Below are 26,362 nucleotides of genomic sequence, written 5' to 3' on the forward strand. Positions count from 1 at the left end.
TTATACTGAAAGAAGCAATTGATGCAAAGTGATTGTAGTTTCGCTACAAAGGTGTTATAGTTACTTTACCATTGAGTAGAAGTGGTAATAAACAAATGGATGAAGTTGAGGGAAGATGAATGAAAATAGTCATTATTGGAGATGGCAAAGTCGGTTATAAACTGGCTCAGGAACTCTCTGCAGAGAATTATGACATTGTCATGATTGACAGTAATGAAAAGAAGCTTCGAGAAGCTATTGACAAGCTGGATATTATTTGTGTGACCGGTGACGGCGGAAGCGTAGAGGTTCAAAAGGAGGCAGACGTGCCCCACGCGGAGCTTGTGATTGCGTGTACTTCCATGGATGAATGTAATATGCTGGACTGTCTGATTGCAAGGAGTCTCGGTGCAAAGCACACGATTGCCAGGGTGCGAAACCCAATTTATTACCGTCAGATCGATCTTTTGAAGGAGGATCTGCATCTGAGCATGGCGGTAAATCCCGAACTGGCTGTCGCAGGAGAGATAGGACGTCTTTTGGTGTTTCCGGATGCAAGCAAAATCGAAACGTTTGTAAAAGGAAGAGTGAATCTGGTTGAATTTCCGGTCACTCAGGACAGCCGTCTTGTGGGAATGTCCCTGTTGGAGATATATAGCAAGTTCCAGATTAAAATGCTTGTCTGTGCGGTAAAGAGCGGTGATAAGGTCATGATTCCCGGAGGAGATTATGTGATTCGCGGGGGAGACCGCCTGCACATAGCAGTTTCTCAGGCAAATACTGAAGTATTTTTTAAGCTTTTGAAGCGAAAGAAGAATAAGGTAAGGAAAGTCGTAATCTGCGGAGGCGGACGTGTCAGTTACTATCTTGGACGCCAGTTATGTAAAATAGGAATGCAGGTAAAAGTTATAGAAAAGTCAGAGGAAAGATGCGAAGAGCTCTGCGAACTCCTTCCTGATGCCATCATTATTAACGGAGATGCTTCGGATCATGATCTGCTTCTGGAAGAAAATGTACAGGAGGCAGATGCCGTGGTCGCATTGACCGGAAAGGATGAGGAAAACATCATTATGTCGTTGTTTGCAAAAGGCCAGGGTGTACCTAAAGTTATAGTCAAAGTTAATGAGGACAGACGGGCAAAGATGGTAGAGGAATTTGGTATTGACAGTATTGTTTCTGTTAAGGCCGTGACGGCAGATGCAATCCTCAGATATGTACGTGCAAGGGGGAATTCAAGAAGCAGCGCTAACATTGAGAGTTTATACCAGCTTGTGGGAGGACGGGTTGAGGCCCTGGAGTTCATTGTGAAGTCTGAGACCGAATATACAAATATTCCGCTTAAAGAACTGCCTCTGAAAGCAAATAACCTGATTGCTTGTATTGCCAGAAAGCGTAAAATCATCATACCGGGAGGTAATGACTGCATTCAGGCTGGGGACAGTGTGATTGTTATAACGATGGAAAGGCAAACACAAGATATTCGGGATATATTGTTGTAGGGGTGAGTAGATGAACTATAAAATGACTGTCTATATTTTAGGGAAAATGTTAGGGGTAGAGGGTGCACTTCTTTTAATCCCGGCGACAGTATCCCTTATATATGGTGAAAAGAGTGGTTTTTCATTTTTGGTGGTTGGTGCGATACTTTTCTTGATTTTTTTGATTTTCGGGCGGAAGACACCGGACAACAGAACGATATATGGAAAAGAAGGTATGGCAATCGTAGGGTTGGCCTGGATATTATGGGCTCTTTTCGGGGCAATGCCCTTTGTACTTTCTGGAAGTATACCTAATTATCTGGATGCATTTTTTGAGACAGTGTCAGGTTTTACGACCACAGGTTCCACAATATTGACGGACATCGAAGCACTCCCAAAAGGTATGCTGTTCTGGCGATCATTTACCCAGTGGGTTGGGGGAATGGGCGTTTTGGTTTTTGTAATGATGCTGACTACCCTGGATGATGAGAATTCTATGCAGCTGATGCGGGCAGAGGTACCCGGGCCGGTGGTAGGAAAACTTGTCCCTAAAGCGAGAAGCACGGCAAGAATATTATACACTATGTATTTTGTATTAACGGCAGCCCTGGTGATTTTTCTTCTGCTTGGAGGGATGAACCTTTACGACGCGTTGATTCACTCATTTAGTGTTGCCGGCACCGGAGGGTTTACAAACAGAAACGCCAGTGTCAGCTTTTACAACAGTGCATATATTGAAGGGGTACTTTCAGTCTTCATGGTTTTATTTGGAGTGAATTTTAATTTATACTTTTTGATATGGATAAAGAACTGGAAAGCAGCCTTAAAAGACGGAGAACTGCGTGCATATCTGGGAATAATAGGCGGGGCCATAGCAATCATCACGGTAAATACTTTAAATATATATGGCAGTGTAGGTCATGCTTTTCGATATGCGGCATTTCAGGTGACGACAATTATTACAACTACCGGATTCTATTCTGTTGATTTTGATTTATGGCCGCAGCTGTCAAAAGTGATTTTACTGGGGCTGATGATAATCGGCGCCTGTGCAGGCTCCACAGGAGGTGGTATTAAGGTATCACGGCTGGTTATACTGTTAAAGAGTGTGAAACAGGAAATGAAGAAGATGTTTCACTCAAAATCCGTGACAGTTGTGAAGATGAACAAAAAGCGGGTAAGCAAGGAAACCGTACATGGTGTATATGTCTATTTTATCTGCTATGTCATAATAATGCTGGTGTCTGTTGTACTCATTTCTATCAATGGTTATGATTTGGACACAACAGTCAGTGCTGTACTTACTACGTTGAATAATGTGGGGCCGGGTTTGGAATTAGCAGGACCGGTGGAAAGCTTTCACATATTTTCTCCGCTGTCTAAAATCGTATTTTGTATTGATATGCTTTTAGGAAGACTGGAAATATTTCCATATCTGCTTTTAGCATCACCTGAAGTATGGCGCAGAAGATTTTAACGGATTTTTTGTAGAAATGAAAACAAATAGTAAAAGAAAAGATAAAAGGAAGAGGGAGTATGAAAAAAAGTAAAATGAAACTGGCGGCGATTATCGGAATTTTGCTGATTGCCGCAATTTATTATTATGCTGCCCTGCCGGCGCTCAATATTCATTCTGCAGATCTTTGGATATTTTTGTTTGTACTGATTATAGTGGCAGCGATTATTTATGTCAGAAGGAAGCGGATGAATCTGCAGGAGTTGAAGCAGGATAGAGGAGTAAAGGCAATTTTAGCCGTATTATTTCTGGCGGTTGTATTTTATCTTGGGGGAACGCTGCTGTCTTCGCCCATCGTAAATGCAAAGAAATATCAGAAACTTCTGAAGGTAGAAGACGGGAAGTTTACACAGGATATTCAGGAAATGTCTTTTGACCAGATACCGCTTCTGGATAAGGCTTCTGCAGAGATACTTGGAAACCGTGAAATGGGAAGTATGGTGGACATGGTTTCTCAATTTGAGGTGGATGAGTTATACAGCCAGATTAATTATCAGAACCGGCCTGTCAGAGTATCCCCTCTTCGTTACGCAAATCTGATTAAATGGCTGACAAACCATAAAGAAGGAATACCGGCATATATTAAAATAGACATGGCAACACAGGATACAGAACTCGTTAAGTTGGATGAAGGCATGAAATATACCACAAGTGATCACTTCAACAGGAATATTTACCGCCATTTGAGATTCAGATATCCCACATATATCTTTAATGAGCTCAGTTTTGAAATTGACGATGACGGAGTGCCATACTGGATCTGTCCGGCGAAGAAGTTCAACATCGGTCTTTTTGGAGGGGCTACGGTAGGGCATGTTGTGCTCTGCAATGCTGTCACAGGAGAAACGATAGATTATAAGATAGGGGATGTACCACAGTGGATAGACAGGGCATACTCTGCAGATCTGCTCGTTGAGTTATATGATTATTACGGCACCTTAAAACACGGCTATTTTAACAGTGTTCTGGGGCAAAAAGATTGTTTGGAAACAACCAGTGGATATAATTATCTTGTGAAAGATGATGATGTATGGGTATACACAGGTGTAACCTCTGTCAGCGGAGATCAGTCTAACGTGGGGTTTGTACTCATAAATCAGCGCACGATGGAAACTAAATATTATGAAGTGGAAGGTGCCACCGAAAGATCTGCGATGTCTTCTGCTGAGGGACAGGTACAGCATCTGAAATATAAGGCTACGTTTCCTTTGCTTCTGAATATTTCCGGGGAACCAACTTATTTTATGGCATTGAAGGATGATGCAGGGCTTGTAAAGAAATATGCCATGGTGAACGTGCAAAAATATCAAATAGTAGCCATAGGAGATACAGTCGGTGCCTGCAAGGAAAGTTATGGGGATCTGATGTATGAAAACGGAATCAAAAAAGCGGAAGAAGATAACCGTGAGGTGAAAACCATGACGGGGAAAATTGTAAAAATAGCCCAGGGCGTCGTAGAAGGCAATTCGCATTATTATATTATGCTGGAGGGTTCGGCTGATATATTTGATGCACCGGTGGTAGAATTCATAGATGTTATCAGATATGAAACAGGTCAGGAACTCATGATTGAATATAAGGAAGGCGAGAAAACAAACACAGTAAAGTCAATTACTTTGGTGGAATGATATAAGATTCAAAGAGAATTAAAAAAAAGAAAAGGGACAAAATAAATGGGTGTATCGAGAGGTTAACTACTTTTTGATACACCCATTTAAACTCATCAGCTCAGGACGTTATAATCCGGTGAATCTATATTGGGTATATCTTTTTTCTCAGCACTGATGCTGACATAGGATTCGATGTTATTTTCTTTGGAAATTTTATTCAGTTCGTTCAGGAATGTTGGCAGAGTGTCCAGCGAAATATCTGCCTGCTTTAATAATCCGTCAATGAAAATAGTTTCAATGTCATGGTTGGCGGCCACCATTCCATATATGAAGCCTATAAATGCCTCCTGGGTTTTGATGTCTGCGTAATCTGCCATGCAGGTTGCACGAACATTGAAATCTACGCTGGAAGTATCACGATGACTTTTTTTAATTAACACTACGTATCCATTGGATGTTTTCACCTTCTCGTTTGCAAGTTTGATGATTTGCTGTGTTTTTCCACTGCCTTTCGGCCCTGTTATTAAATTTACCATGGCGCATCTCTCCTTTTTGTATGTATTATGAGCCTTCTCAATGCTCAATTGTCTTACAACTATTATAGCACTAAAGCGGGTGTGGGAACAACTAAAAAAAGAATAAAATAAGGTGACTATATATTAGGAGGATATGCTATGCCTGCAGAAGTATTGTCATATTTTTTAAAACATAAAGATATAAAGATGAAATTGAAATTCCAGATTGTGCTCCAATGTGCTCCGCTTCTTAAAGGACTGAAAATTTCATGTAGTATTACAATGGACAGTGTATTATATTATGAGTTGGAACATATCTTCGGAGGAACAGGAATTTTGTACAGGAAACTGACGGAGGACGGGGGCAGATGCTTTGTTCTGTTTTATCGTGAAGAGGAACTGTGTGAATATTTAAAGAGGCCGGAAGTTAGAAAATTTATCCGCAAATTTGGATATGAAGACATGGATCTGAAAAATATGATCAGCAGACTTTCTTACAGAATTTCCTTACTATTAGCAAATCATATGGGTTTTCCTCATGAAATCGGGGTGTTTTTGGGATACCCGGTGGAGGATGTGAGAGGGTTTATAGAAAATCAGGGACAGAAGTATCTACTGCTGGGATATTGGAAAGTTTATTCAAACCCTGTAGCCGCTAAAGTACTTTTCATACAATACGACCAGGCCAAAACGTCAGCGGTCAATGAATTTCTGACAGGGAAAAGTATGCGGGAAATTGTACAAAACCCATTGACAAACCCACTGCTTCATGCATAAGATGTATTCATAGCAAATGACTATAAGATAAACGGGGGAAAGAACATGAATCAAAATATTTTTCTAGGTGTACTAATTCCTTTTGTCGGGACTACACTGGGCTCAGCTATGGTATTCTTTATGAGAAAGGAGATGAACACGAACCTGCAAAAGGCACTGCTTGGATTTGCGTCCGGGGTCATGATAGCGGCTTCTGTCTGGTCTCTGCTGCTGCCTGCAATAGATATGTCACAGGAAAAAGGAGGCATTGCGTGGATGCCGGCGGCAGTGGGTTTTCTGTTCGGAATGGCTTTTTTGCTGCTGCTGGACACAATAACCCCTCATATGCACCTTACAGGCGATGAAGAAGGGGTAAAGACCCATTTGAAAAAAACTACTATGCTTGTGCTTGCCGTAACCTTACATAACATACCGGAAGGTATGGCGGTAGGTGTGACATTTGCCGGTGTGGCAACGGGAAGTTCTGCCATATCCCTTGCAGGAGCCTTTGCCCTGTCCATGGGTATTGCAATACAGAACTTTCCTGAGGGGGCAATCATTTCCATGCCGCTGCGCAGTGACGGTGGTATGTCAAAGAGCCGTGCTTTCGTATATGGAACACTTTCGGGCATTGTAGAGCCTATAGCGGCAGTCATTACAATATTGCTTACCAGCCTGGTAGTTCCAATTCTTCCATACCTGCTGTCTTTTGCAGCCGGTGCAATGATTTACGTCGTGGTGGAGGAACTGATACCGGAGGCACAGGCAGAACCACATACCAATATCAGTACAATTGGTGTGGCGATAGGCTTTACCTTGATGATGATACTGGATATAGCCCTGGGATAACAAAAAGGGGTCTGACCCTTTTGCAGCCTATTTTCAGAATATTCTGACTTCGGACCGCAAAAGGGACTGACCCCTTTTTCAATAAATCCCTTGACTTATTTTAACAATATTCTTATAATGAGTAAGAATATTGCAGAAACACGGAAGAGGAGTATTAAGAGCCTATCGTTTTCAGAGAGCTGCCGGAGGGTGCAAGGCAGAAACGTAATCTCCCAACTGGCCTCGGAGTTCTCTTATTGAAATGACAGTAGGTAAGAGCGGGTCTTCCCGTTACAGAAGCAACGAGTGCATTCGGCGATGCCGGGTGAATGAGAGTGGTACCACGGAAAACAAAGCCTTTTCGTCTCTTGGATGAGATGAGAAGGCTTTTTTAAGGTAACAACCATGCCGCTAAGTTCGAAAGAACCTCACTAAGCCCGCAGGTTGTACTTTATTTCTAGGTTCGAAAGAACCTCACTAAGAAATATAAGCAGGAGGATTATGAGATGTCTAAGATTGTTTATAATCATAAGGCGATTGAAAAAAAATGGCGGGAAAAATGGGCGGAAAATCCTGTAAACCCGAAGGTTGACGACAAGGGCAATAAGAAACCGAAATATTACTGCCTGGATATGTTCCCCTATCCGTCAGGAAACGGTCTCCATGTGGGTCATTGGAGAGGGTATGTAATCTCCGATGTATGGAGCCGCTATAAACTGCTTCAGGGATACTATATTGTACATCCCATGGGCTGGGATGCATTTGGTCTTCCGGCAGAGAATTATGCTATTAAGATGGGAGTACACCCTGCAAAATCTACGGCAGAGAATGTGTCAAACATTAAGCGCCAGATCAATGAGATTGCGGCTCTTTATGACTGGGATATGGAAGTAAATACAACAGACCCGGACTTTTACAAATGGACCCAGTGGATTTTTGTAAAAATGTTTAAAGAGGGTCTAGCCTATGAGAAGGAATTTCCCATCAACTGGTGTCCTTCCTGTAAGACAGGTCTGGCAAATGAAGAAGTGGTAAACGGCAAATGTGAACGCTGTGGTACGGATGTGACAAAGAAGAATCTGCGGCAGTGGATGCTTAAGATTACGAAGTATGCAAACCGTCTGCTGGATGATCTTGATAAATTGGACTGGCCGGAAAAAGTTAAGAAAATGCAGGCTGACTGGATTGGAAAATCTTATGGCGCAGAGGTGGATTTCCCTTTAGAGGGCAGAGAAGAGAAGATTACGGTTTACACAACAAGGCCGGATACCTTGTATGGTGCCACATTTATGGTACTGGCACCTGAACATGCACTGGCAGCAGGACTTGCCACACCCAAGACGAAGGAAGCGGTAGAAAAATACATTTATGATGCTTCTATGAAATCCAATGTAGACCGTATGCAGGATAAGGAAAAAACGGGTGTATTCACCGGAAGTTACGCAATCAACCCGCTAAACGGGGCAAAGACACCAATCTGGCTTTCTGATTATGTACTGGCTGATTATGGCACAGGGGCAATCATGTGTGTACCCGCCCATGATGATCGTGACTTTGAATTTGCAAAGAAATTTGATATTCCGATTCTTCAGGTTATAGCAAAAGACGGAAAAGAAATTGAAAATATGACCGAAGCTTATACGGAGGCTGCGGGAACCATGATTAACTCAGGAGAGTGGAATGGTATGGAATCTGCAGTATTGAAAAAGGAAGCACCCCATATCATTGAAGAAAGAGGTTTTGGGCATGCCACTGTAAACTACAAGCTGCGCGACTGGGTCTTTTCCCGTCAGCGCTATTGGGGAGAGCCGATTCCGATTATACACTGTCCTGACTGCGGTGCGGTTCCGGTGCCCGAGGAGGAGCTGCCTCTTCGCCTGCCGGATGTGAAATCCTACGAGCCTACAGGGACAGGTGAGTCACCTCTTGCAGGTATCGAAAAATGGGTAAACTGCAAGTGTCCTGTCTGCGGGAAGCCTGCAAAACGTGAGACGAATACTATGCCTCAATGGGCTGGTTCTTCCTGGTATTTCCTGCGCTATGTGGATAATCACAACGACAAAGAGCTGGTGTCCAGAGAAAAAGCAGATGAAATGCTTCCGGTTGATATGTATATCGGTGGGGTGGAACATGCTGTATTGCATCTGCTGTATTCACGCTTCTACACAAAGTTTTTATGTGACATTGGAGTGATAGATTTTAACGAGCCGTTCCACAAACTGTTCAACCAGGGAATGATTACCGGAAAGAACGGTATCAAGATGAGCAAGTCAAAGGGAAATGTTGTATCTCCGGATGATCTGGTAAGAGATTATGGCTGCGATTCCCTGAGAATGTATGAACTATTTGTAGGCCCGCCGGAACTGGATGCAGAATGGGACGACCGTGGAATTGATGGAGTAAATCGTTTCCTGAAACGTCTCTGGAATCTGCTCATGGACAGTAAGGAGCATGAGATTAAGGCAACGAAGGAAATAATAAAGCAGCGCAACAGGCTGGTCTGCGATATTACAACCCGTCTGGAGAACTTCAGCCTGAACACGGTCATTTCCGGTTTTATGGAATACAACAATAAATTCATAGAAATCGCGAAGAAAGAGGGAGGCGTCGACAAAGAGACATTGGAGACAATCGCAGTGCTTCTGTCACCTCTTGCACCGCATTTTGCTGAAGAAATGTGGGAACAGTTGGGACATAAGGAAACAATTTTTAAAGAAAAATGGCCCACATATGATGAGTCTCAGATGAAAGATGACGAGATTGAAGTCGCAGTACAGATTAATGGAAAGACAAAGAGAGTAATAACAATTTCTGCTGACATAGATAAGGATGGGGCAATTGCTGCCGGAAAAGAGGCAGTAGCTGACAAACTGACAGGCACAATTGTAAAAGAAATCTATGTGCCCGGAAGAATTATTAATATAGTGCAGAAATAATTGATGAAGAAAATGATGCAGATAGTGGAGAACGTTATCTGCATCATTTTGTTGTTGTTATGAGATGGATATCCAATATAACTGCATAGTCAGTGGACTTGCACTTTCAGCGATACATTACTAATGGAGGAAAAGGGAGAGAATATGCACACAAAGACAAAAGCAGGCAGAGCGACTGGATGTATAAAAGAAACAGATTGAAGCATTTTGCAGCATTAATCTGAAACAGAACGAAAACAGGTATACAGGAACCGGCGTTCCTTTGCAGTGTTGAAAAATGGTAAAACTTGAGCTTTAGAAAGAAGTAAACAATATCTCCATTATCATATTACTACAAAACCAGCTTTTTTTCAAGTCTTGTAAAGATAAGCCCGCGGACGTATAATGACATATCACATATAAAGGGGGTGGTTTTGTGAAAGAAGATGTGTTTGAAATTCTGCAGATGGCAAACCAACATAAGGAATTGGCGGTTTTGTCTTCACTGAATCAGAAGACTGAGAGATTTGGACTTGCTCTACGGGAAGAAGAGGTACAGGAACTGATGGAGTGCAGGAACCAAAGCCTGAAAGCACACGGCAGAGTAGAATTTGGAGAGGGAATACTGGACAATATTATTTATACGTTTTGCGATTCACAGTATATCAATCAGCAAAATTATCTGCAGAGTCTGGAAAAATTGCAGGACATCTTTTATGAGTTCAAAAATGCTGCCCTGGAGCTTATGACAGACGATGAGATTCTCACCTTTATGAAGGAACAGTTTGAAACAGTATGTGCGGGTGACCTGGACTATCTGGAAGGGACATGCATGGAGAACTTTACCACTGCGGTCCGGGCAGGATATGAAGGGTATAAGAAGACCGGCGGAAAAGGGCAATACGAGCAGTTTGATGAGGTAACCCGCTGGGATAAAGACCTTTACATGCAGGTTCTTAAAGAATTGTTTTGGGAGTAAACGAATTAGCAGGCAAGGAGTCTGAATTCACGGAAGGAGAATTTAAGTGGACTATAAAATGGAGGAACTGCTGCCCATCGCGGCAAAGCTTGCAAAGCGATATACATCGGGTGAAAGTACATCTGTCTCTTACAACACTGCAAGGCGGCTTATGGAAGCGGTAGTATACTGTATCAAAGAATGTGAAACAGAAAATGAAGCTGCAATGCTTGCAGGACAGCGTGTGGACAGCATGACCGCATATGAGAGGGGGTACCGTATTGCTCTGGACAAAGCAGAGCAGGCAAAAATAGTGTATCACCAGATGATAATCGATTTTGAAGACTATGGCTGCCAGAATTACAGAGATACGATTTTAAAAGGAATACCTGCTTTTTTCCTGAAATATGATGCCAGATTTGAACCCCAGAATCATATTCTGACGCTGGATTATCCTGTACTGGAGCTATCTGACAGTGTGGCCGGGGTAGACCGGGTCCTGGATTATTTAACAGAGGCAGAGTATGAGCAGACGTTTCTTCGGAATTTTGACCGGGAGGCAATAATGGATCTGCTGGAATATGTCCGGCCTGATTATGGCGGGCTGTATTTTGATAATCTTTGCATACCTGTCCTCATAAGGGCAGCGGCTTGCATGATAAGTGATGAGGATGTCTATAGCTTGAAATTGGACGAGATAGGAGAACGGGAGGCAGCAGTCTACTTTTCAGAAATCAACCCGGAGACGGCCAGAAACAGACTTGGCGGTCTGCTGGATATCTTAGAAAAAGAAGCTATGAGTGAAACATACAGGGGAATATTCAGAAGTTGTGCCCGCGATCTCGCGGTAAGAATCCAAAATGGCATCCGATTTTAGAATTTATTGTCAGGGAGGTCAATCAAATCGAGAATAGAGTTATGGATAATATAATCATATGCATCACAAATCTGCTCGGAAGAGTATGAAGAGTCACATACAATCCAATGCTTCAGGGAATCGGCCAGGCCAAAGGCATAAAATCTCCATATGGCGTCTGAAGAAAATATCTCCCGTCGACCGGATACTTTCAGAGGATATTTATTCTTCAGGGACATAAGCATATTAAATATAAAATGATTCATCAGTTCATCAAAGGAGTTGGGGCCCTCTATAGCATATAGCTTTTTGTAGAGTCCTTTTTCTCTTTCCAGGCAGCTGCACAGAAGCTGGAAGATATCTTCTTCCATATCATTGTCAATCAAAATCTGTATCTTATCAGCCAGCTCCTTTTTTAAAATCCATTCCAGTATCTCATATTTATCCTGAAAATGCTTATAGAAAGTTGGACGGATTACGCCTGCGCCGTCTGTAATCATCTTAATTGTTATTTTTTCAAACGGAATTTGCAGGATTAGCTCTTTGAAAGATGTGGTAAGTAAATCTTTCGTCAAGTCTTTTTTATCTTCCATAACCTCGTCCCCTTTTGAATGCATTATAGCAGACCCGAAAAGAACTCGTCAAGTTTGGGTATTATATTCACTTTTATGTATAAAATAGAAACAGAGTATACAAATTATCCGGTTTGTAGCCAAGAGGGAGCAACTGTACGATATTGTACTTATCCGGATACAGGAAAAGCGCATTGAAGCTTATAAGATGAGCTGTAAAATGATATAATATAATAAAAATATACAGGAAAGAAGGGAGGAAATTGGTTATATATGAAATTCTTTTGTTTTCGATCGGGCTGTCTTTAGATGTATTTGCGTATGCCCTATATAAAGGAGCTATGATGCCAAAAGTCAGCAAATCTTCCTTGCTAAAAATCGGCAGTATTTTTGTACTGTGGCAAATGACAAGTCTTCTGCTCGGCCATATGGTCACCAATATCCCAATGGTAAAGGAATCAGCACAGCAGGCAGCTGTACACTGGCGCTACATATCGGTGTTTATCTTTTGGGGCCTGGGCCTGTATATGATACTGAAAGGGGGGCGGCAAAAGATAATTATTGAACGTAAGGAAGAAAAGATAGAGCTGCGCCAGATTGTTATATGGGCATGTATAACAAGTATAGATACATTTCTTGCAGGAATAGGCTTTGGATTCTTTCAGACGGATTTTTTGGTCACGATTCTAAGTATCGGGATTATTACAGCACTCAGTGTTATTGCAGGCATCTATTCTGGATATTGGATGGGGTGTCAGTCTAAGACAAAAGTCGTAACCCTTGGAGGCTGTATTTTGCTGCTTGGAGGCGTCGAATTGTTAATCCGGGGGATAAATTAAAGAAGGTAGTGGAAGTACAGCAGAAAGAAAAGGAGGAAATGAGCTATGGGAAAAATAAGACATCAGGCAGAACGAGCTGCATTTGGAAAGATAACAGATTCAATACTGAAATATGTAAATAAAGACAGAGAAAAGAGTTTTTTAAAGGCGGTGGATTTGACAGAGAGTTTTGCAAAAGATAGGTTTACCTCCGGGCAATATGAATCTGCCAGAAAATTGATCCGGGATCAGGACGGGAAGTGGATGACTTATACAAATCGCCTGCTTGATGAAATCAGCCCTAATGTTATCCGTACTACAGCCATGAACCTGGGCTTTGAAGCTATGCTGAGCGGTACGAAAATCATGCACGAGAGCCGAGAGAAGTATGACTGCAATATACCCTGGCTGATTCTGATGGATCCGACAAGTGCATGCAATTTAAAATGTACCGGGTGCTGGGCCGCTGAATATGGACATACACTTGCATTGACATACGATGAAATGGACAGCATTATTACACAGGGAAAGAAACTGGGAATATATTTTTACATGTACACAGGCGGTGAGCCCCTTGTAAGAAAGGCAGACATCATTAAATTGTGCGAAAAACACAATGAATGTGCTTTTCATGCGTTCACCAACGGAACTTTAGTTGATGATGCATTCTGCGAGGAAATGGACCGTGTGGGAAACCTTTCCCTTTCTATCAGTTTGGAAGGATACGAGGAAGTAAATGATGGCCGGCGGGGCACAGGGGTGTTTGACAAAGTAATGAAGGCAATGGACACATTGAAAGCACACGGCCAAATATTCGGCACATCTATCTGCTATACAAGGGCGAATATCGATACGGTAACTTCCGATGAATTTTTGGATATGATTATTGAAAAAGGATGCCGTTTTGCCTGGTATTTCCACTATATGCCGGTTGGGAATGAGGCTGCAGCCGAGCTGCTGCCAACTAAAGAGCAAAGAGAATACATGTATCATCGGATTCGTGAAATCCGTGCTATGGAAGGCGGCAAACCAATATTTGCTTTTGATTTCCAGAATGATGGCGAGTATGTGGGCGGCTGTATTGCAGGAGGAAGAAATTACTGCCATATCAATCCAAACGGAGATGTGGAGCCATGTGTGTTTATACATTATTCGGGGGCCAATATCAGGGAGGTAAGTCTTCTGGATGCATTGCAGCAGCCGCTGTTCAAGGCATACAGAGAAGGGCAGCCCTTTAATGACAATCACCTGCGTCCCTGCCCGATGCTGGAAAATCCGGAATTATTAAGACAAATGGTGGGGAAATCCGGAGCAAAATCTACAGACTTGCAGTCACCGGAATCCGTGGAGCATCTTTGTGCAAAATGTGATCTGTATGCACAGGAATGGAAAGAAAAGGCTGATGAGCTTTGGGCTAAATAGGGTGAATATAGTTGAAAAAGAAGCTATCAAAAATCTGGAGACCGGCGTTTTTTGTTTTCGTGCTTTTCATTATTTATATGATGTTCAAGGATTCCTGGGGGGATATATGGGAAGCTCTCAAAAAAACCTCCTGGAAAGTGCTGGCAGGAGTCGTAATCTGCAGTATTCTGTACAACTGTTTTGACGGAATTGCAGTTGCAAAACTCCTGCGCAGCTGTGACAATAAATTCCCATGGAATGAAGGGATTAAGTGTTCTTTTTATTATAGCTTTTTTCGTGTAGTCACTTTTGGAAGCGGAACAGCGCCGGCCGGCATGTATTATGTAAACAAACGAGGAATCCCTGTAGACAGGAGCTTAGGGATATTTACTTTGAATTATATAGTGCAGAGGATTGCAGTATGCCTGTATTTTATAGTTAGCTTTTTATTAAACTATCAAACCATGCATCCATATTTTGGCAGCTATAGGAGATATATGATATATGGTGTTGTGCTGGCAGTGCTGATTGTAACAGCGCTGATAACAGCCTGTATCTGTGAAACGCTGCATACTTGGCTGCTTGGGCTGGCAGAAAAAGTGCTGCGGAAAGAAAAATACGGAGAAAAGATTAAAGAGTGGGAACAAAGGGCTGTTACGGTACGAACAGAAGCAGAGACGCTTTTGAAAGATAAGAAATTGCTTTTAGAGGTCCTGTTGCTGAATTTTTTGAAATTGAGCGCATGGTTTTTGATACCGGTTATCGTCTTTCGCAAGGCGGGTCTCCTGGAAGTCCCCCTTCTGATAGCCACTGCATCTATGATGCAGGCCCTTTCAGGGGTCATTCCGGCACCCGGCGGCATAGGGGCCGTTGAGTTCGTGTTTGTTTCACTATTTACACCACTCGTGGGCAGAGTGGATGCTGTTTTCGGCATGCTTCTTTACAGGTTTTCCACATATATACTTCCCTTTATTCTAGGGATACCACAAGTAATAAAGAATTCCCGGCAAAAAAAATGAAAAATCTGAATTTTCAGATTTTTCATTTTTGCTTTCATTTAAAAAGTTTTCGGCTGTGTCAGGATTGATTTCACATGGTCTACTTCCTGCTGACTTGCTTTTTCTGCAGGGACATAGTAGCTTTTTTCTCTTGCAATCTGATAAAGTTTCTCCTGAGACATTTCGCATTCATTGCGGATCTGCTTCAGGCATTGCTTCAGCTCCTTGTTTTCCGTCTGTGGAATCATGTCGCCGAACATTTTCAGTTCTCCGTTTACTCCGACTAAGGCGTCGGATACCATAGTTTTTTCATTCATATACGTCACCCCTTATAAAAATTTCATTAGTTCCTGTTTGTTTTTCATTGCAGAATCAGCGGCATCCTGGAAGAGCTTTTTCACTTCAGGATCCTGAGTCTGTGATGCATAATCAGTCATTTTGCAGTGTGTTGTGTCATAGCCGCCAATCAGGTGACGTAAGTTTTGCAGATCAAGCATTGAAATATCGGACATAATTTGACCTCCTTTGAGAAATAATATTTTCGTGGTTTATTATGTCCGATGCAAAAAAAAATATGCATACTTAAGCAGAGATAAAATGGAGTTAAACAGACCCTTTTAAATAACAATGTTTTTTAAAATTTTAATTTGAAACGGCAGGGCATAGCCGGGTATGGAGAATAAATTCAGAAAATAATTCTCTCATTTCGGGTGATGAGCGGTACATACATTCGGGATGCCATTGGACTCCTATAGCAAATGGGTGAGCGGGCATCTCAACTGCCTCAATTGTTTTGTCTGTTGCATGGGCACAGGCAATGAGATTCTTTCCCAGCATACCCACGGTCTGGTGGTGAAAGCTATTTACCTTCAAGTGGGAGCCGATGTATCTGCAAAGCTGCGATTTTTTTTCTACATAAATCTTGTGGCTGACCTCTGCCCGGGAATAGGATTGCTGCATGTGGTTCAGCGGATGCCCGGGCTGCAGGGAGATATCTTGATAAATGGTGCCACCGCAGGCTACGTTAAACACCTGCATACCCCGGCAGATGGAAAAGACGGGCTTTTTAGTGCTCAATACAGCTTTCATCAGGCGGAGCTGAAACAGATCAAGCGTGATATCAGTTTTTCCAATACCATTTTTGGGTTCCTCTCCGAACAATAGAGGGGTGATATCATCTCCCCCGCAGAATAGAAAACCATCACAATAGGAAATGTATTCCTGCATGGCGTTGTCTGAACGTATTAAAGGAAGAATAAAGGGGAGTCCTCCGGAATATCTGACGGACTGGATATAAGTATTCGTTACAAATTGCCTGTCATCTGTGAGGCCGCAGACAACAACTCCGATTTTCGGTCTCATAAGCACTCCTTTGTGGGTATAGGGTATTTCCTGCAGGGGAAAACCTGCCGGTTATGTGGTTATAGCGTATGTAAAAATGTGGAAAAATATACCTGTACATGGATGCGTTTGCCTTAAGTTATATAATGTGGCTGAAAAGATAATGAAGTGAATCAATAAAAATATAAAAAATGTCTTATCTAAAATATTTTCATGACGATATTAAAATTAGAATGTAAAAGAACTCATTTCAGAGTTACTATTATATTCCTTACATAACTATCAGCCCTTCGTCCAGGGCCCGGATGAATGGTTTGTATAGATAAAACAGGGGGAAAGGGAATTCCCCGACACAATTCAAGGAGGTATTTTACTATGAGAATCCAACATAATATTGCGGCTTTAAATTCATACCGCAACTTAACAAACAATAACAACTCGGTATCCAAGAACCTGGAAAAACTGTCATCAGGTTACAAAATCAACCGTGCAGGTGATGACGCAGCAGGACTTGCTATTTCCGAAAAAATGCGTGCTCAGATCACGGGTCTTGAGACAGCACAGAAAAATGCCAATGACGGTATTTCTTTAGTACAGACAGCAGAAGGTGCACTGACAGAAGTTCACTCCATGCTGAATCGTATGGTGGAACTGGCTGGTCAGTCGGCCAACGGAACATATGACAATGACACAGACCGTGCAAATATTCAGAAAGAAGTTAAATCCCTGACAGATGAAATTGACAGAATTTCAGAAGGAACAAACTTCAATGGAATCAATCTGCTGGATGGCTCTCTTACAGGGGAAGCACGTACTGAGGCAAGCATTGGCGGATTCACAATCACTGGAATGAAATCTGATATTAAAGGTATCAAAATAGTAGCTGGGGCATCTGGTTCAACAAACACCGCAACTCTTGATTCCTCTGGAATTATGACAGTTACTGTTAATTCTGGTACTGATCTTAAAGCGGCTGATTTAACAACTGCTATAAAAGCGAAGACTGGTTACGATGTAACTGTTTCGGGTACTGATATTGCGTCGGCTAGTATAACAAACTTAGATGAAGTTGCTAATAAGGCAAAAGGTTCACTTAGTCTTCAGATTGGTGATACTGCTCAACCATTCAATCAATTAAAGATTACCGTGCAAAGTATGTCTGTTAAATCATTGGGATTGAGCAATGTTGATCTTTCTACACAGAAAGGCGCAAAGGATGCCGTAGATGCAATTAAGACAGCAATCAATACTGTTTCTAGTACTCGCGGTGAACTTGGAGCTAACCAGAATCGTCTGGAGCACACCATCAATAACCTGAGTGTAACATCAGAGAATATGACAGCGGCTGAAAGCCGTATCCGTGACGTCGACATGGCAAAAGAGATGATGTCTTATACTAAGAATAACATTCTGGTACAGGCTTCTCAGGCAATGCTTGCACAGGCTAATCAGATCCCACAGGGCGTTCTTCAGTTATTACAGTAATTTTTATAAGCGAATCAGTAATAAAAACAAAAAGGGTTGCTACACGAATTGGCTATGGCTGTTGTGTACAGCCCTTTATTTTAGAATATGCAGCAGAGAGGAATAAAAACAATGGGGAAAAGTGTGCGTCTTTCACAGTGTATGATTGTGAAAAATGAAGAAAAGAATATAGAAAGGGCACTGACATGGGGCAGAGAGGTCGTTTGTGAACAGATTGTGGTGGATACAGGCTCCACGGACAAAACAGTGGAGATAGCCCAGCAGATGGGAGCAAAGATTTTTCATTATAAGTGGGACAATGATTTTGCATCGGCGAAAAACTATGCCATAGCTCAAGCCTCGGGAAACTGGATCGCCTTTTTGGATGCGGACGAATATTTCACACGGCAGGATGCAGAGAAAATGAAAAGATTTCTCGAAAAACTTACTTCACAAAAGATGATTCCTGATATTGTTACATCTCCCATGCTGCAGCTAGATGATGAAGGAAAGATTTTTTCTACAATGATTCAACAGAGAATTTTTCATAATACTTCTTTAATTCAATATACAAATCGAATTCATGAAGTTTTGTGCCGCAAGGATGGAAAAACACCAACAGGAGTCGTTACAGACAACCAGTTTCCCATCTATCATACAGGATATACACATACTGCTTATGAAGAGACAAAGAAAGCTGCCAGGAACAAAGAAATCTTGCTTGGTATAGTAAAAGAAAATCCGGAGGATTATGATAATCTTTCCTATCTGGGGGATTCTTATTTTGCAGATGGGGAGTGGGATAAAGCCAAGGAATGCTATGAAAAGGTTGTAGCACATTACTTAGAAGTGCATATGGACTCACGCAGAAACACAGCATTCAGTTCTCTGATGAGAATTATGTTTTTGGAGAATAAGACGGATGCAGAGGAGAAAATGCGCAGCCTTCACACCTCGTTCCAAAAAACCGGAGCAGAACTTCCAGATATGGAATACTGGATGGGTATGTACATGGTACAAAAGGGCAAGTTTCAGGATGGAGTGTACTGGCTGGAACTTGCTTTGAAAAAGGCTGAGAAATATCAGGGAACTACCGTTCTGTTCATCACAGGAAATCTAAAGGAGGTTTACAGAATTCTTGCAGAAGCGTACAAAGAACTGGAAAATCCGGCTCAGTCTGTCCGCTATTGTACAATAACACTTAAAGCCGATAAAAAGCAGGAAAAACCCCTTGTGCTGCTACTTCAGCTACTGGAAGGAGATAAAGGCACAACTGCCCCTGCTGCCTATCAGTTTTTGACAAAGCTATATGATTTTTCTGATCTGAGGGAGCGTCTTTTTGTGATAAAGCAGGCTAAGATTGCCCCCTATCCTGAACTTGTGGATGAACTGATCAAATCCATGCCCAAAAAGGAGCGGGAGTGGTTTGAGGAAAGAGATAAAATCACCTGGCAGCTTCCGTTGGAGGAAATGAAGAAAAAATATCCTCAGGTCCCGATTTCTAACCGTATAGACTATAATTTTCTGACATTGATGGAGTGTGCAGCTCAATTATCGGAAGAAGAATTGGTGAATCGGATGAGAGGAAGTCTCTCCCTGATGAAGAAGGCTTCTGAAGCAGAGTATCAATTGCTTCTGACAGGCTTTTCCCTATCTTCAAGCTGGGGGAGATTGTATCCTGATACAGATAAATATGATGCTTTTTTCAGGCGGGCGGAGGCCTTGAAACAGAATCGGGAGGAATTTCTATGGCTGTATATGACCCTTAAGGACAACCGCTCCAGACAGGCATTGTATGGTATTCTTGAGAACTGGATTCATCTGGAAAAAAAGGTGCTGACGGTGGTAAAAGACGGTGGGTTGCCATATTTTGATCTGGATCTTATACCGTCCTGCAGTCAGAGCGTATTTGCAGATATCGGTGCAGGAGATGGAAAAGCATTAAATGGCTTTCTGTATTCGTATGGGGAAGAATATCACCGTATATACTGCTTTGAATCCGAGGATAAGTCACTGGAGGCCCTTGAAAAGAATATGGGGGACCATGAGAATATTGTACTGCGTCAAATAGACCCAGGTGAGGCAAATGCAGATGAAGAAGTGCAGGAGCGAATAAATCTTATAAAAATATATGCACCCGGTTCTGCCCAGGAAGCTCTGAAGAAATGTGAAAGACATATATGCGAGGAACATCCTAAACTGGCAATATGCACAGATTATATGTATGAGGATATTTGGAAAATTCCTCGAATGATAGCAGCAATGGACGATTCCTATAATTTCTACATGAGATATTATGGAGACAATCTAACGCCGTCAAACTTTGTGCTCTATGCAGTCTGAGTTGGGATTGCAAACAGTAATTAAATGAAAGAAATACATGGAAAACCAACACACCAGAATAGAGAAAGCCGACAGATGCAGCCGCTCCTCCATCCTCTTTAATTTAAAGTTATTGCGCCGGGACAGCGATAGTGCTATAATAGGCAAGATAAAAATTTTTAAGAAACAAGAGAAACGGAGGGTTATATGGAGAGTAAGAAAATCATACAGGTGGAGGAGAAAGTACCATTTAAGCTGTTGGTGCCTTTGAGTATCCAGCATATGTTCGCAATGTTCGGAGCATCCGTTCTGGTTCCTTTTGTATTTGGAATTAATCCGGCAATTGTATTGCTTATGAACGGAATCGGAACTCTATTATTTATTTTCATAACAAAGGGAAAAGCACCGGCATACCTTGGCTCCAGTTTTGCATTCCTGGCACCGGCAGGAATTGTTATCAGCAAATGGGGCTATAATTATGCCCTGGGTGGATTTGTAGCTGTTGGGATCGCCGGGTGTATTGTGGCATTGATTATTTATAAATTCGGTTCGAACTGGATTGATATTGTGCTTCCTCCGGCAGCTATGGGTCCGGTTGTTGCATTGATCGGATTAGAACTGGCAGGAACAGCTGCGTCAAATGCGGGACTGAAAGATGAAGTGATAGATATGAGAAATGTGATTGTTTTTCTGGTGACTCTTCTGACGGCAGTTTTGGGATCTGTTTTATTCCGGAAATTTTTATCAGTTATTCCGATTTTGGTTGCGATTATTGCAGGATATGTGGCATCACTCCTCTGCGGTATAGTAGATTTCAGTGAGGTCAGCAATGCAGCCTGGTTTTCACTGCCTAATTTTGCAGCACCGAAGTTTAAATGGGAAGCAATCATCATTATTCTCCCGGTTATACTGGTTGTAACATCGGAGCATATCGGCCATCAGATTGTTACAAGTAAGATTGTCGGAAGAGACTTGATTAAGGACCCCGGTCTTCACCGCTCTTTGCTGGGTGATTACATATCCACCACCCTTTCCGGTCTTCTCGGTTCTGTTCCAACCACAACGTACGGTGAGAACATCGGTGTTATGGCAATGACTAAAGTGTACAGTGTCTATGTTATCGGAGGAGCGGCAGTGCTTTCTGTCATCTGTTCCTTTATCGGCAAGATGACTACATTAATCAATACCATTCCGGGACCTGTAATCGGCGGAATTTCATTTTTGCTGTATGGAATGATAGGGGCCTCCGGTATCCGTATTCTGGTGGATGCACAGGTGGATTACGGAAAATCCAGAAATATGGCTATGACATCAGTGATTTTTGTCACAGGACTTTCCGGGGTTGCTGTGAAATTTGGAAGTATTCAGCTTTCAGGCATGGTTCTCGCCTGTGTAGTGGGGATGCTGATGGGGCTCATGTTTTTTGTACTGGACAAATTGAAACTGACAAATGACAGGGAAGAAGGATAGTCAGTCGTAACAGTTCAGCCTGCAGCCTGATTCCTAAGTAAAACAGAAATGCCGCAAAACAACTGAACTTCAGAGGTTTTGCGGCATTTGTTTACATGATAGTTTCTGCTTATTGAGCGCTTTATAAATCGATGATTTTGTAGGTGTGCTTTGAGTGGGGCAGTAAAACATTGAGTATATGATCTGTTTTTACCTTTATATATCCGGTTGTTGTCCCGTCGCTGCAGCCGTAATATTCATTCTGTATAACATCACGGTCGAAAATCACCTGTATTGCTTTTTCCCAGTCAGTCAGTGTACTGAAAACAGTTGCAGCACCGATTTTTGTCCCAAGTATTTCCTCAAACAGTTCCTGGGGAGCAAATGATACCCGGGAAATATCCAAAGCCTTACAGAAATTTTTAGTGTTAAATGATTTTGCGCCCGCTGTAATAAAAAGGTAAAACAAAGTCTTCTTTTTATTACATAAAAACAAGGTCTTCACCATCTCCATATTCAGTTTTTCGTTAATCAGAATACAATCTTCCATTGAAATTGCTTCATCTGTTTCCACCCGCTCAAAAGGTATTTTAAGCTGTCCCAGTGTCCTGTAGACTTCTTTCTGCAAGTCCGTTGTAAACTGCGCCGGCGGTGTGTTAAAAACATTACTTATATAAAACATATCAATCTCCTGTTCTTCCTATCAGCATGGTTAGTTTGACATTACAAATAGAAGTTTGAATGTTAAGTACAAGTAAATGTATTACCTTTTATATATTACTAAGCGTAAATACATCAAGGTGTACTTAACACTCAGCATGTGGGGGCGGGTTAACGCCTGATGCAAAACCGGAAAAAATAGGATGATTTGACATCCCGGGTTCCTCCTTCTTAAAAAGTTGCTGGAAATCAAGTTATTCTAATTTTATCAGAACCAGGAAGGATTATCCAGCATTTATTTCTGGTTTTTCAGTTCCTGCATTTTCATAGCACGTACTTTAAGCGGCAGTCCGAACAGATTAATGAATCCTTCTGCATCATGATGGTCATACAATTCACCTGTGGTGAAGCTTGCCAGTGATTCGCTGTATAAAGAGTATGGAGAAGTTGTTCCTGCTTTAATAATATTTCCTTTATATAGCTTGAATTTTACTTCACCGGTCACATATTGTTGTGTAACGTCCACAAAGGCCTGGATTGCTTCACGCAGTGGTGTAAACCATTTTCCTTCGTAGACAATCTGAGCAAATTTATTGCCCATATCTTTTTTTACTTCATATGTGGCACGGTCCAGTACCAGCTCTTCCAGCTGATCATGTGCCTCCATCAGGATGGTTCCGCCCGGTGTTTCATAGACGCCTCGTGATTTCATGCCGACAACACGATTCTCTACGATATCCACAATACCAATGCCATGCTTTCCGCCAAGGGCATTCAGCTCTGTGATAATTTCTGGAACTTTCATTTCTTTTCCGTTTACGCTCTTTGGAACCCCGGCTTCGAATGTCATAGTGACATATTCCCCTTCATCTGGTGCTTTTTCGGGAGAAACACCCAGTACCAGCAAATCATCATAGTTTGGCTCATTTGCCGGGTCTTCCAGCTCCAGTCCTTCGTGGCTGATGTGCCATAGGTTGCGGTCACGGCTGTAGCTGTGTTTTGCGTCGAAGGGAAGATCAATTCCATGTTGGTGGCAGTATTCGATTTCATCCTCACGGGACTGCATAGTCCACACATCGGTCATTCTCCAGGGGGCGATAATTTTAATATCCGGTGCCAGTGCTTTGATTCCAAGCTCAAACCGAATCTGATCATTTCCTTTTCCGGTAGCGCCGTGGCAGATAGCGGCAGCACCTTCTTTTCGTGCAACCTCGACCAGCTTTTTGGCGATAACGGGACGGGCCATAGAAGTTCCGAGTAAGTATTTGTTTTCATAGACAGCACCTGCTTTTACACATGGCATAATGTATTCATCGCAGAATTCATCAATTATGTTTTCTATGTATAACTTAGAAGCACCTGATAATTTTGCTCTTTCTTCTAACCCATCAAGTTCTTCCCCCTGTCCGCAGTCGATACAGCAGCAGATAACCTCATAGTCAAAATTTTCTTTTAACCAGGGGATGATTGCGGTAGTGTCAAGTCCGCCGGAATATGCCAGTACTACTTTTTCTTTACTCATTTCATTTGCCTCCTAAATGTATTCATTCTATATTATTATATTTCACTTTTCCGTGAAGCTCTAAGTAAGCTACAACACACTATACACCATATTTCATAATTATGCAATAATAAATGCAAAACATTTAGTTTTATACATAAAAATCAAATATATATGCATATAAACAACAAAAATATACAACTTTGACGGAAGGGGAAACAGTTGAAACTGTATTTCCAGCAGCAAGCGGAAACAGTGATATTGAGCTTACCGTTGCTGAATTACAAAAATACTCTCATGCAAAGAAATGGATTGATGTTTTCCCTAAGACCGGGCATACAGCGGATCATCTATGATAGTGCTTGTTCGCTGTGGACGCCGCAGTTATGCCCTTTTCCGTGGGATTCATTATGGCCGCTGCAATTGTGGCCCTCCCCATGATGATGCTCACCGTGGCGGCTGCACGCTGCAGCAGAATCGTATTGCAAATTACCCATAAGAAAATCCTTCACAGCCCGGTCGCTGTCTCCGGAAACGCCGCCGTATAACTTGATGCCTGCCTCGGTTAAAGCACGCTTTGCACCGTCTCCGATTCCGCCGCATAGCAAGGTGGTAATGCCATTTTCTTTCAGAAAGCCGGCTAACGCTCCATGGCCGCTGCCGTTTGTGTTCAAAGTAGAAGTTAGCTTAACTTTCTTATCCGCAACGGTATAGACCTTAAATTGTTTTGTGTGCCCAAAATGCTGAAATACCTTTCCATCCTCATATGTTACTGCAATTTTCATTTTTTCCTCCATTTCTGTAAACAGGTTGATTGCTCCGTTTAGATTGTCATTCTCGAACTCTGCGTTCATTTTCACTTTGAAAATTTTGTCCTCTGCAACAACAGCCTTTGCTGCAGGATGGATGATAATGCTCACAAATACATACATCGCCGCCGGCAATTTCCAGAGGGCGCCCTTCCACGATGCATTGGGCCAATATTTTCCTGGCACTGGCATAAATGGCCTGTATAGTAGTGCGGGCGACTTCCATCTGTTTAGCACATTGTTCCTGTGTCAATCCTTCTAAGTCGATCAGGCGAATAACCTCATATTCGTCGAGGGTCATAGTGATTACTTGACCGCTCCTGCCGCATGGCTTGAAACTGGTACATTGGGGATGTGAGCATACACGCCTACGCTTCTTTGGTCTTGACATCTTTTTACCTCACTTCAGTTATCGATATATGTCAATATTATTATACGCTTTTTATGTCATATGTCAATAATAAAGAGACAGAATATTCTGAAAATGGACCGCAAAAGGGTCTGACCCCTTTTTCTTTTCCTCTATTCGTAGTATAATAACCCCACTACTATAACAGATGAGGAGTTTGGGTATGCTTTATTTTAATTGTGACTATAATGAGGGGGCTCATCCCCAGGTACTGGACAGGCTCTGTGAGACGAATATGGAGCAGACGTCCGGTTATGGGGAAGATAGTTATTGTGAGCGGGCACGAGAGGTTATCCGGGGACTCTGTGGGAATGATAAGCTGGGGGTACACTTTCTGGTCGGAGGAACACAGGCTAATCTGACGGTGATTGCTGCTGCGCTTAGGTCCCACCAGGGGGTGCTGGCGGCTGAATCAGGACATATTCATGTGCATGAGACAGGAGCGATTGAGGCATGCGGGCATAAAGTGCTGACAGTTCCTTCGGAGAATGGGAAAATTGCGGCCCGGCAGGTGGAGGAAGTTTACCGCAGTCATGTGGAGGATGAGAGTTTTGAACATACTGTGCAGCCTAAGATGGTATACATCTCCAATCCTACAGAGCTGGGAACGATTTACAGCAAAGTTGAACTGGAGGAATTGTCTGCAGTGTGCAAGAGGAATGACCTGTATCTATTTATGGATGGGGCCAGGCTTGGATATGGACTGACGGCAGAGGGAAATGATTTGGATTTGAAGACAATATCAAAACTTTGTGATGTGTTTTACATCGGAGGAACAAAAGTGGGCGCCTTGTTCGGGGAAGCTGTGGTAATCGCAAATCCGGTGCTTCAGAAGGATTTTCGTTATATTATAAAGCAGAAAGGCGGGATGCTGGCAAAAGGGAGACTGCTTGGGATACAGTTTCTTGCACTGCTGGAGAATGGACTCTATTTTGAACTGGGAAAGCGGGCAAATGGGATGGCAGATAAAATCCGCCTGGCATGCAGAAAAGCAGGGTATCTTCTTTTGATTGAAAATACGACAAATCAGATCTTTGTGGTGATGCCCGACAGCAAGCTGGATAAGCTTCGGGAGAAGTATGCGTTTTCCTATCAGCAGAGAATAGACGAATCCCACAGTGCTGTGCGTTTTTGCACCAGCTGGGCCACAATGGAAGAAAATGTACAGAAGCTTGCAGAAGATATATTATAATTATTGCAGATAAGG

24 protein-coding genes and 1 other annotated feature are annotated in these 26,362 nt (G+C 42.3%); of the genes, 15 read left to right on the forward strand and 9 right to left on the reverse strand.

Translation table 11 applies throughout. The features are described from left to right. Nucleotides 1–119: 119 nt before the first annotated feature. Genes trkA through BN3456_RS13630 form a run of 3 tightly spaced genes read left to right on the forward strand, consistent with a single transcriptional unit; the run spans nucleotide 120 to nucleotide 4,601 of the window. A complete protein-coding gene (gene trkA, locus BN3456_RS13620; protein WP_089984947.1) occupies nucleotides 120–1,478 on the forward strand; it encodes a Trk system potassium transporter TrkA in 1,359 nt (452 codons plus the stop codon). Nucleotides 1,479–1,488: 10 nt separating this feature from the next. After that, nucleotides 1,489–2,934, forward strand: coding sequence for a TrkH family potassium uptake protein (locus BN3456_RS13625; RefSeq protein ID WP_089984949.1), 1,446 nt, complete (start codon nucleotides 1,489–1,491; stop codon nucleotides 2,932–2,934). A 59-nt stretch (nucleotides 2,935–2,993) separates the two neighbouring features. Beyond that, nucleotides 2,994–4,601 carry a hypothetical protein gene (locus tag BN3456_RS13630; protein ID WP_089984951.1) on the forward strand — a complete coding sequence of 536 codons (1,608 nt, stop codon included), beginning with the start codon at nucleotides 2,994–2,996 and terminating at the stop codon, nucleotides 4,599–4,601. Between the two features lie 95 nt (nucleotides 4,602–4,696). Here the strand turns inward: BN3456_RS13630 and BN3456_RS13635 are convergent, their stop codons facing one another. Further along, entirely contained in the window at nucleotides 4,697–5,119 is a 423-nt protein-coding gene (locus BN3456_RS13635) for an ATP-binding protein (protein WP_089984953.1), read from the reverse strand. A gap of 138 nt (nucleotides 5,120–5,257) precedes the next feature. On the opposite strand from BN3456_RS13635, the gene BN3456_RS13640 reads away from it, so the two are divergent. The 5 genes from BN3456_RS13640 (at nucleotide 5,258) to BN3456_RS13660 (ending at nucleotide 11,432) form a co-directional block, all read left to right on the forward strand. Then, nucleotides 5,258–5,875 (forward strand): DUF3793 family protein, encoded by a 618-nt coding sequence (locus tag BN3456_RS13640; protein WP_089984955.1) that lies wholly within the window; start codon nucleotides 5,258–5,260, stop codon nucleotides 5,873–5,875. 45 nt (nucleotides 5,876–5,920) lie between these two features. Next, nucleotides 5,921–6,703 (forward strand): ZIP family metal transporter, encoded by a 783-nt coding sequence (locus BN3456_RS13645; RefSeq protein WP_089984957.1) that lies wholly within the window; start codon nucleotides 5,921–5,923, stop codon nucleotides 6,701–6,703. Between the two features lie 132 nt (nucleotides 6,704–6,835). Next, nucleotides 6,836–7,054: a binding site (T-box leader), on the forward strand. 134 nt (nucleotides 7,055–7,188) lie between these two features. Beyond that, a complete protein-coding gene (gene leuS, locus BN3456_RS13650) occupies nucleotides 7,189–9,618 on the forward strand; it encodes a leucine--tRNA ligase (RefSeq protein WP_089984959.1) in 2,430 nt (809 codons plus the stop codon). A 415-nt stretch (nucleotides 9,619–10,033) separates the two neighbouring features. Then, nucleotides 10,034–10,576: a DUF6323 family protein gene (locus BN3456_RS13655; RefSeq protein WP_089984961.1), complete on the forward strand. Its 543-nt coding sequence runs from the start codon at nucleotides 10,034–10,036 to the stop codon at nucleotides 10,574–10,576. 46 nt (nucleotides 10,577–10,622) lie between these two features. Continuing rightward, nucleotides 10,623–11,432: a DUF6179 domain-containing protein gene (locus BN3456_RS13660; RefSeq protein WP_089984963.1), complete on the forward strand. Its 810-nt coding sequence runs from the start codon at nucleotides 10,623–10,625 to the stop codon at nucleotides 11,430–11,432. Here BN3456_RS13660 and BN3456_RS13665 read toward each other — a convergent pair. Continuing rightward, nucleotides 11,429–12,004, reverse strand: coding sequence for a TetR/AcrR family transcriptional regulator C-terminal domain-containing protein (locus BN3456_RS13665; RefSeq protein ID WP_089984965.1), 576 nt, complete (start codon nucleotides 12,002–12,004; stop codon nucleotides 11,429–11,431). The two genes, BN3456_RS13660 and BN3456_RS13665, sit on opposite strands and share 4 nt — an antisense overlap. A gap of 242 nt (nucleotides 12,005–12,246) precedes the next feature. Here BN3456_RS13665 and BN3456_RS13670 point away from each other — a divergent pair, with 242 nt between their 5' ends. Genes BN3456_RS13670 through BN3456_RS13680 form a run of 3 tightly spaced genes read left to right on the forward strand, consistent with a single transcriptional unit; the run spans nucleotide 12,247 to nucleotide 15,221 of the window. Beyond that, nucleotides 12,247–12,822: a manganese efflux pump MntP gene (locus BN3456_RS13670; protein WP_089984967.1), complete on the forward strand. Its 576-nt coding sequence runs from the start codon at nucleotides 12,247–12,249 to the stop codon at nucleotides 12,820–12,822. Between the two features lie 45 nt (nucleotides 12,823–12,867). Then, entirely contained in the window at nucleotides 12,868–14,223 is a 1,356-nt protein-coding gene (locus tag BN3456_RS13675) for a radical SAM protein (protein ID WP_089984969.1), read from the forward strand. A gap of 11 nt (nucleotides 14,224–14,234) precedes the next feature. Beyond that, entirely contained in the window at nucleotides 14,235–15,221 is a 987-nt protein-coding gene (locus BN3456_RS13680) for a lysylphosphatidylglycerol synthase transmembrane domain-containing protein (RefSeq protein WP_089984971.1), read from the forward strand. Nucleotides 15,222–15,259: 38 nt separating this feature from the next. Here the strand turns inward: BN3456_RS13680 and BN3456_RS13685 are convergent, their stop codons facing one another. The 3 genes from BN3456_RS13685 to BN3456_RS13695 all read right to left on the reverse strand — a co-directional run bounded on the left by BN3456_RS13685 (nucleotide 15,260) and on the right by BN3456_RS13695 (nucleotide 16,562). Then, the gene (locus BN3456_RS13685) at nucleotides 15,260–15,517 is read right to left on the reverse strand and encodes a spore coat protein (RefSeq protein ID WP_089984973.1); all 258 of its coding nucleotides are present in this window, start codon (nucleotides 15,515–15,517) and stop codon (nucleotides 15,260–15,262) included. 12 nt (nucleotides 15,518–15,529) lie between these two features. Then, nucleotides 15,530–15,712, reverse strand: coding sequence for a hypothetical protein (locus BN3456_RS13690; protein WP_089984974.1), 183 nt, complete (start codon nucleotides 15,710–15,712; stop codon nucleotides 15,530–15,532). A 130-nt stretch (nucleotides 15,713–15,842) separates the two neighbouring features. Beyond that, on the reverse strand, nucleotides 15,843–16,562 hold the full coding sequence (locus BN3456_RS13695) for a gamma-glutamyl-gamma-aminobutyrate hydrolase family protein (protein ID WP_089984976.1): 720 nt from the start codon (nucleotides 16,560–16,562) through the stop codon (nucleotides 15,843–15,845). A 354-nt stretch (nucleotides 16,563–16,916) separates the two neighbouring features. Between BN3456_RS13695 and BN3456_RS13700 the strand changes: the two genes are divergently transcribed. The 3 genes from BN3456_RS13700 (at nucleotide 16,917) to uraA (ending at nucleotide 21,797) form a co-directional block, all read left to right on the forward strand. Continuing rightward, a complete protein-coding gene (locus BN3456_RS13700; protein ID WP_089984978.1) occupies nucleotides 16,917–18,026 on the forward strand; it encodes a flagellin N-terminal helical domain-containing protein in 1,110 nt (369 codons plus the stop codon). Between the two features lie 111 nt (nucleotides 18,027–18,137). Continuing rightward, nucleotides 18,138–20,348: a tetratricopeptide repeat-containing glycosyltransferase family 2 protein gene (locus BN3456_RS13705; protein ID WP_176699207.1), complete on the forward strand. Its 2,211-nt coding sequence runs from the start codon at nucleotides 18,138–18,140 to the stop codon at nucleotides 20,346–20,348. 186 nt (nucleotides 20,349–20,534) lie between these two features. Further along, on the forward strand, nucleotides 20,535–21,797 hold the full coding sequence (gene uraA / locus BN3456_RS13710; RefSeq protein WP_089984981.1) for a uracil permease: 1,263 nt from the start codon (nucleotides 20,535–20,537) through the stop codon (nucleotides 21,795–21,797). 121 nt (nucleotides 21,798–21,918) lie between these two features. On the opposite strand, the gene BN3456_RS13715 is transcribed toward uraA, so the two are convergent. The 4 genes from BN3456_RS13715 to BN3456_RS13730 all read right to left on the reverse strand — a co-directional run bounded on the left by BN3456_RS13715 (nucleotide 21,919) and on the right by BN3456_RS13730 (nucleotide 25,137). Beyond that, on the reverse strand, nucleotides 21,919–22,458 hold the full coding sequence (locus tag BN3456_RS13715) for a prolyl-tRNA synthetase associated domain-containing protein (protein WP_089984983.1): 540 nt from the start codon (nucleotides 22,456–22,458) through the stop codon (nucleotides 21,919–21,921). A 273-nt stretch (nucleotides 22,459–22,731) separates the two neighbouring features. Then, nucleotides 22,732–23,958 (reverse strand): argininosuccinate synthase, encoded by a 1,227-nt coding sequence (locus BN3456_RS13720; RefSeq protein WP_089984985.1) that lies wholly within the window; start codon nucleotides 23,956–23,958, stop codon nucleotides 22,732–22,734. Between the two features lie 329 nt (nucleotides 23,959–24,287). Further along, nucleotides 24,288–24,722 carry a NifB/NifX family molybdenum-iron cluster-binding protein gene (locus tag BN3456_RS13725; protein ID WP_089985559.1) on the reverse strand — a complete coding sequence of 145 codons (435 nt, stop codon included), beginning with the start codon at nucleotides 24,720–24,722 and terminating at the stop codon, nucleotides 24,288–24,290. 46 nt (nucleotides 24,723–24,768) lie between these two features. Continuing rightward, entirely contained in the window at nucleotides 24,769–25,137 is a 369-nt protein-coding gene (locus BN3456_RS13730; RefSeq protein WP_089984987.1) for a DUF134 domain-containing protein, read from the reverse strand. Nucleotides 25,138–25,318: 181 nt separating this feature from the next. On the opposite strand from BN3456_RS13730, the gene BN3456_RS13735 reads away from it, so the two are divergent. Next, nucleotides 25,319–26,347, forward strand: coding sequence for a threonine aldolase family protein (locus BN3456_RS13735; RefSeq protein WP_089984989.1), 1,029 nt, complete (start codon nucleotides 25,319–25,321; stop codon nucleotides 26,345–26,347). The last annotated feature ends 15 nt before the right edge of the window (nucleotides 26,348–26,362 follow it).

The organism is Clostridium sp. C105KSO13 (assembly GCF_001517425.1).
GTDB lineage: Bacteria > Bacillota > Clostridia > Lachnospirales > Lachnospiraceae > Muricomes.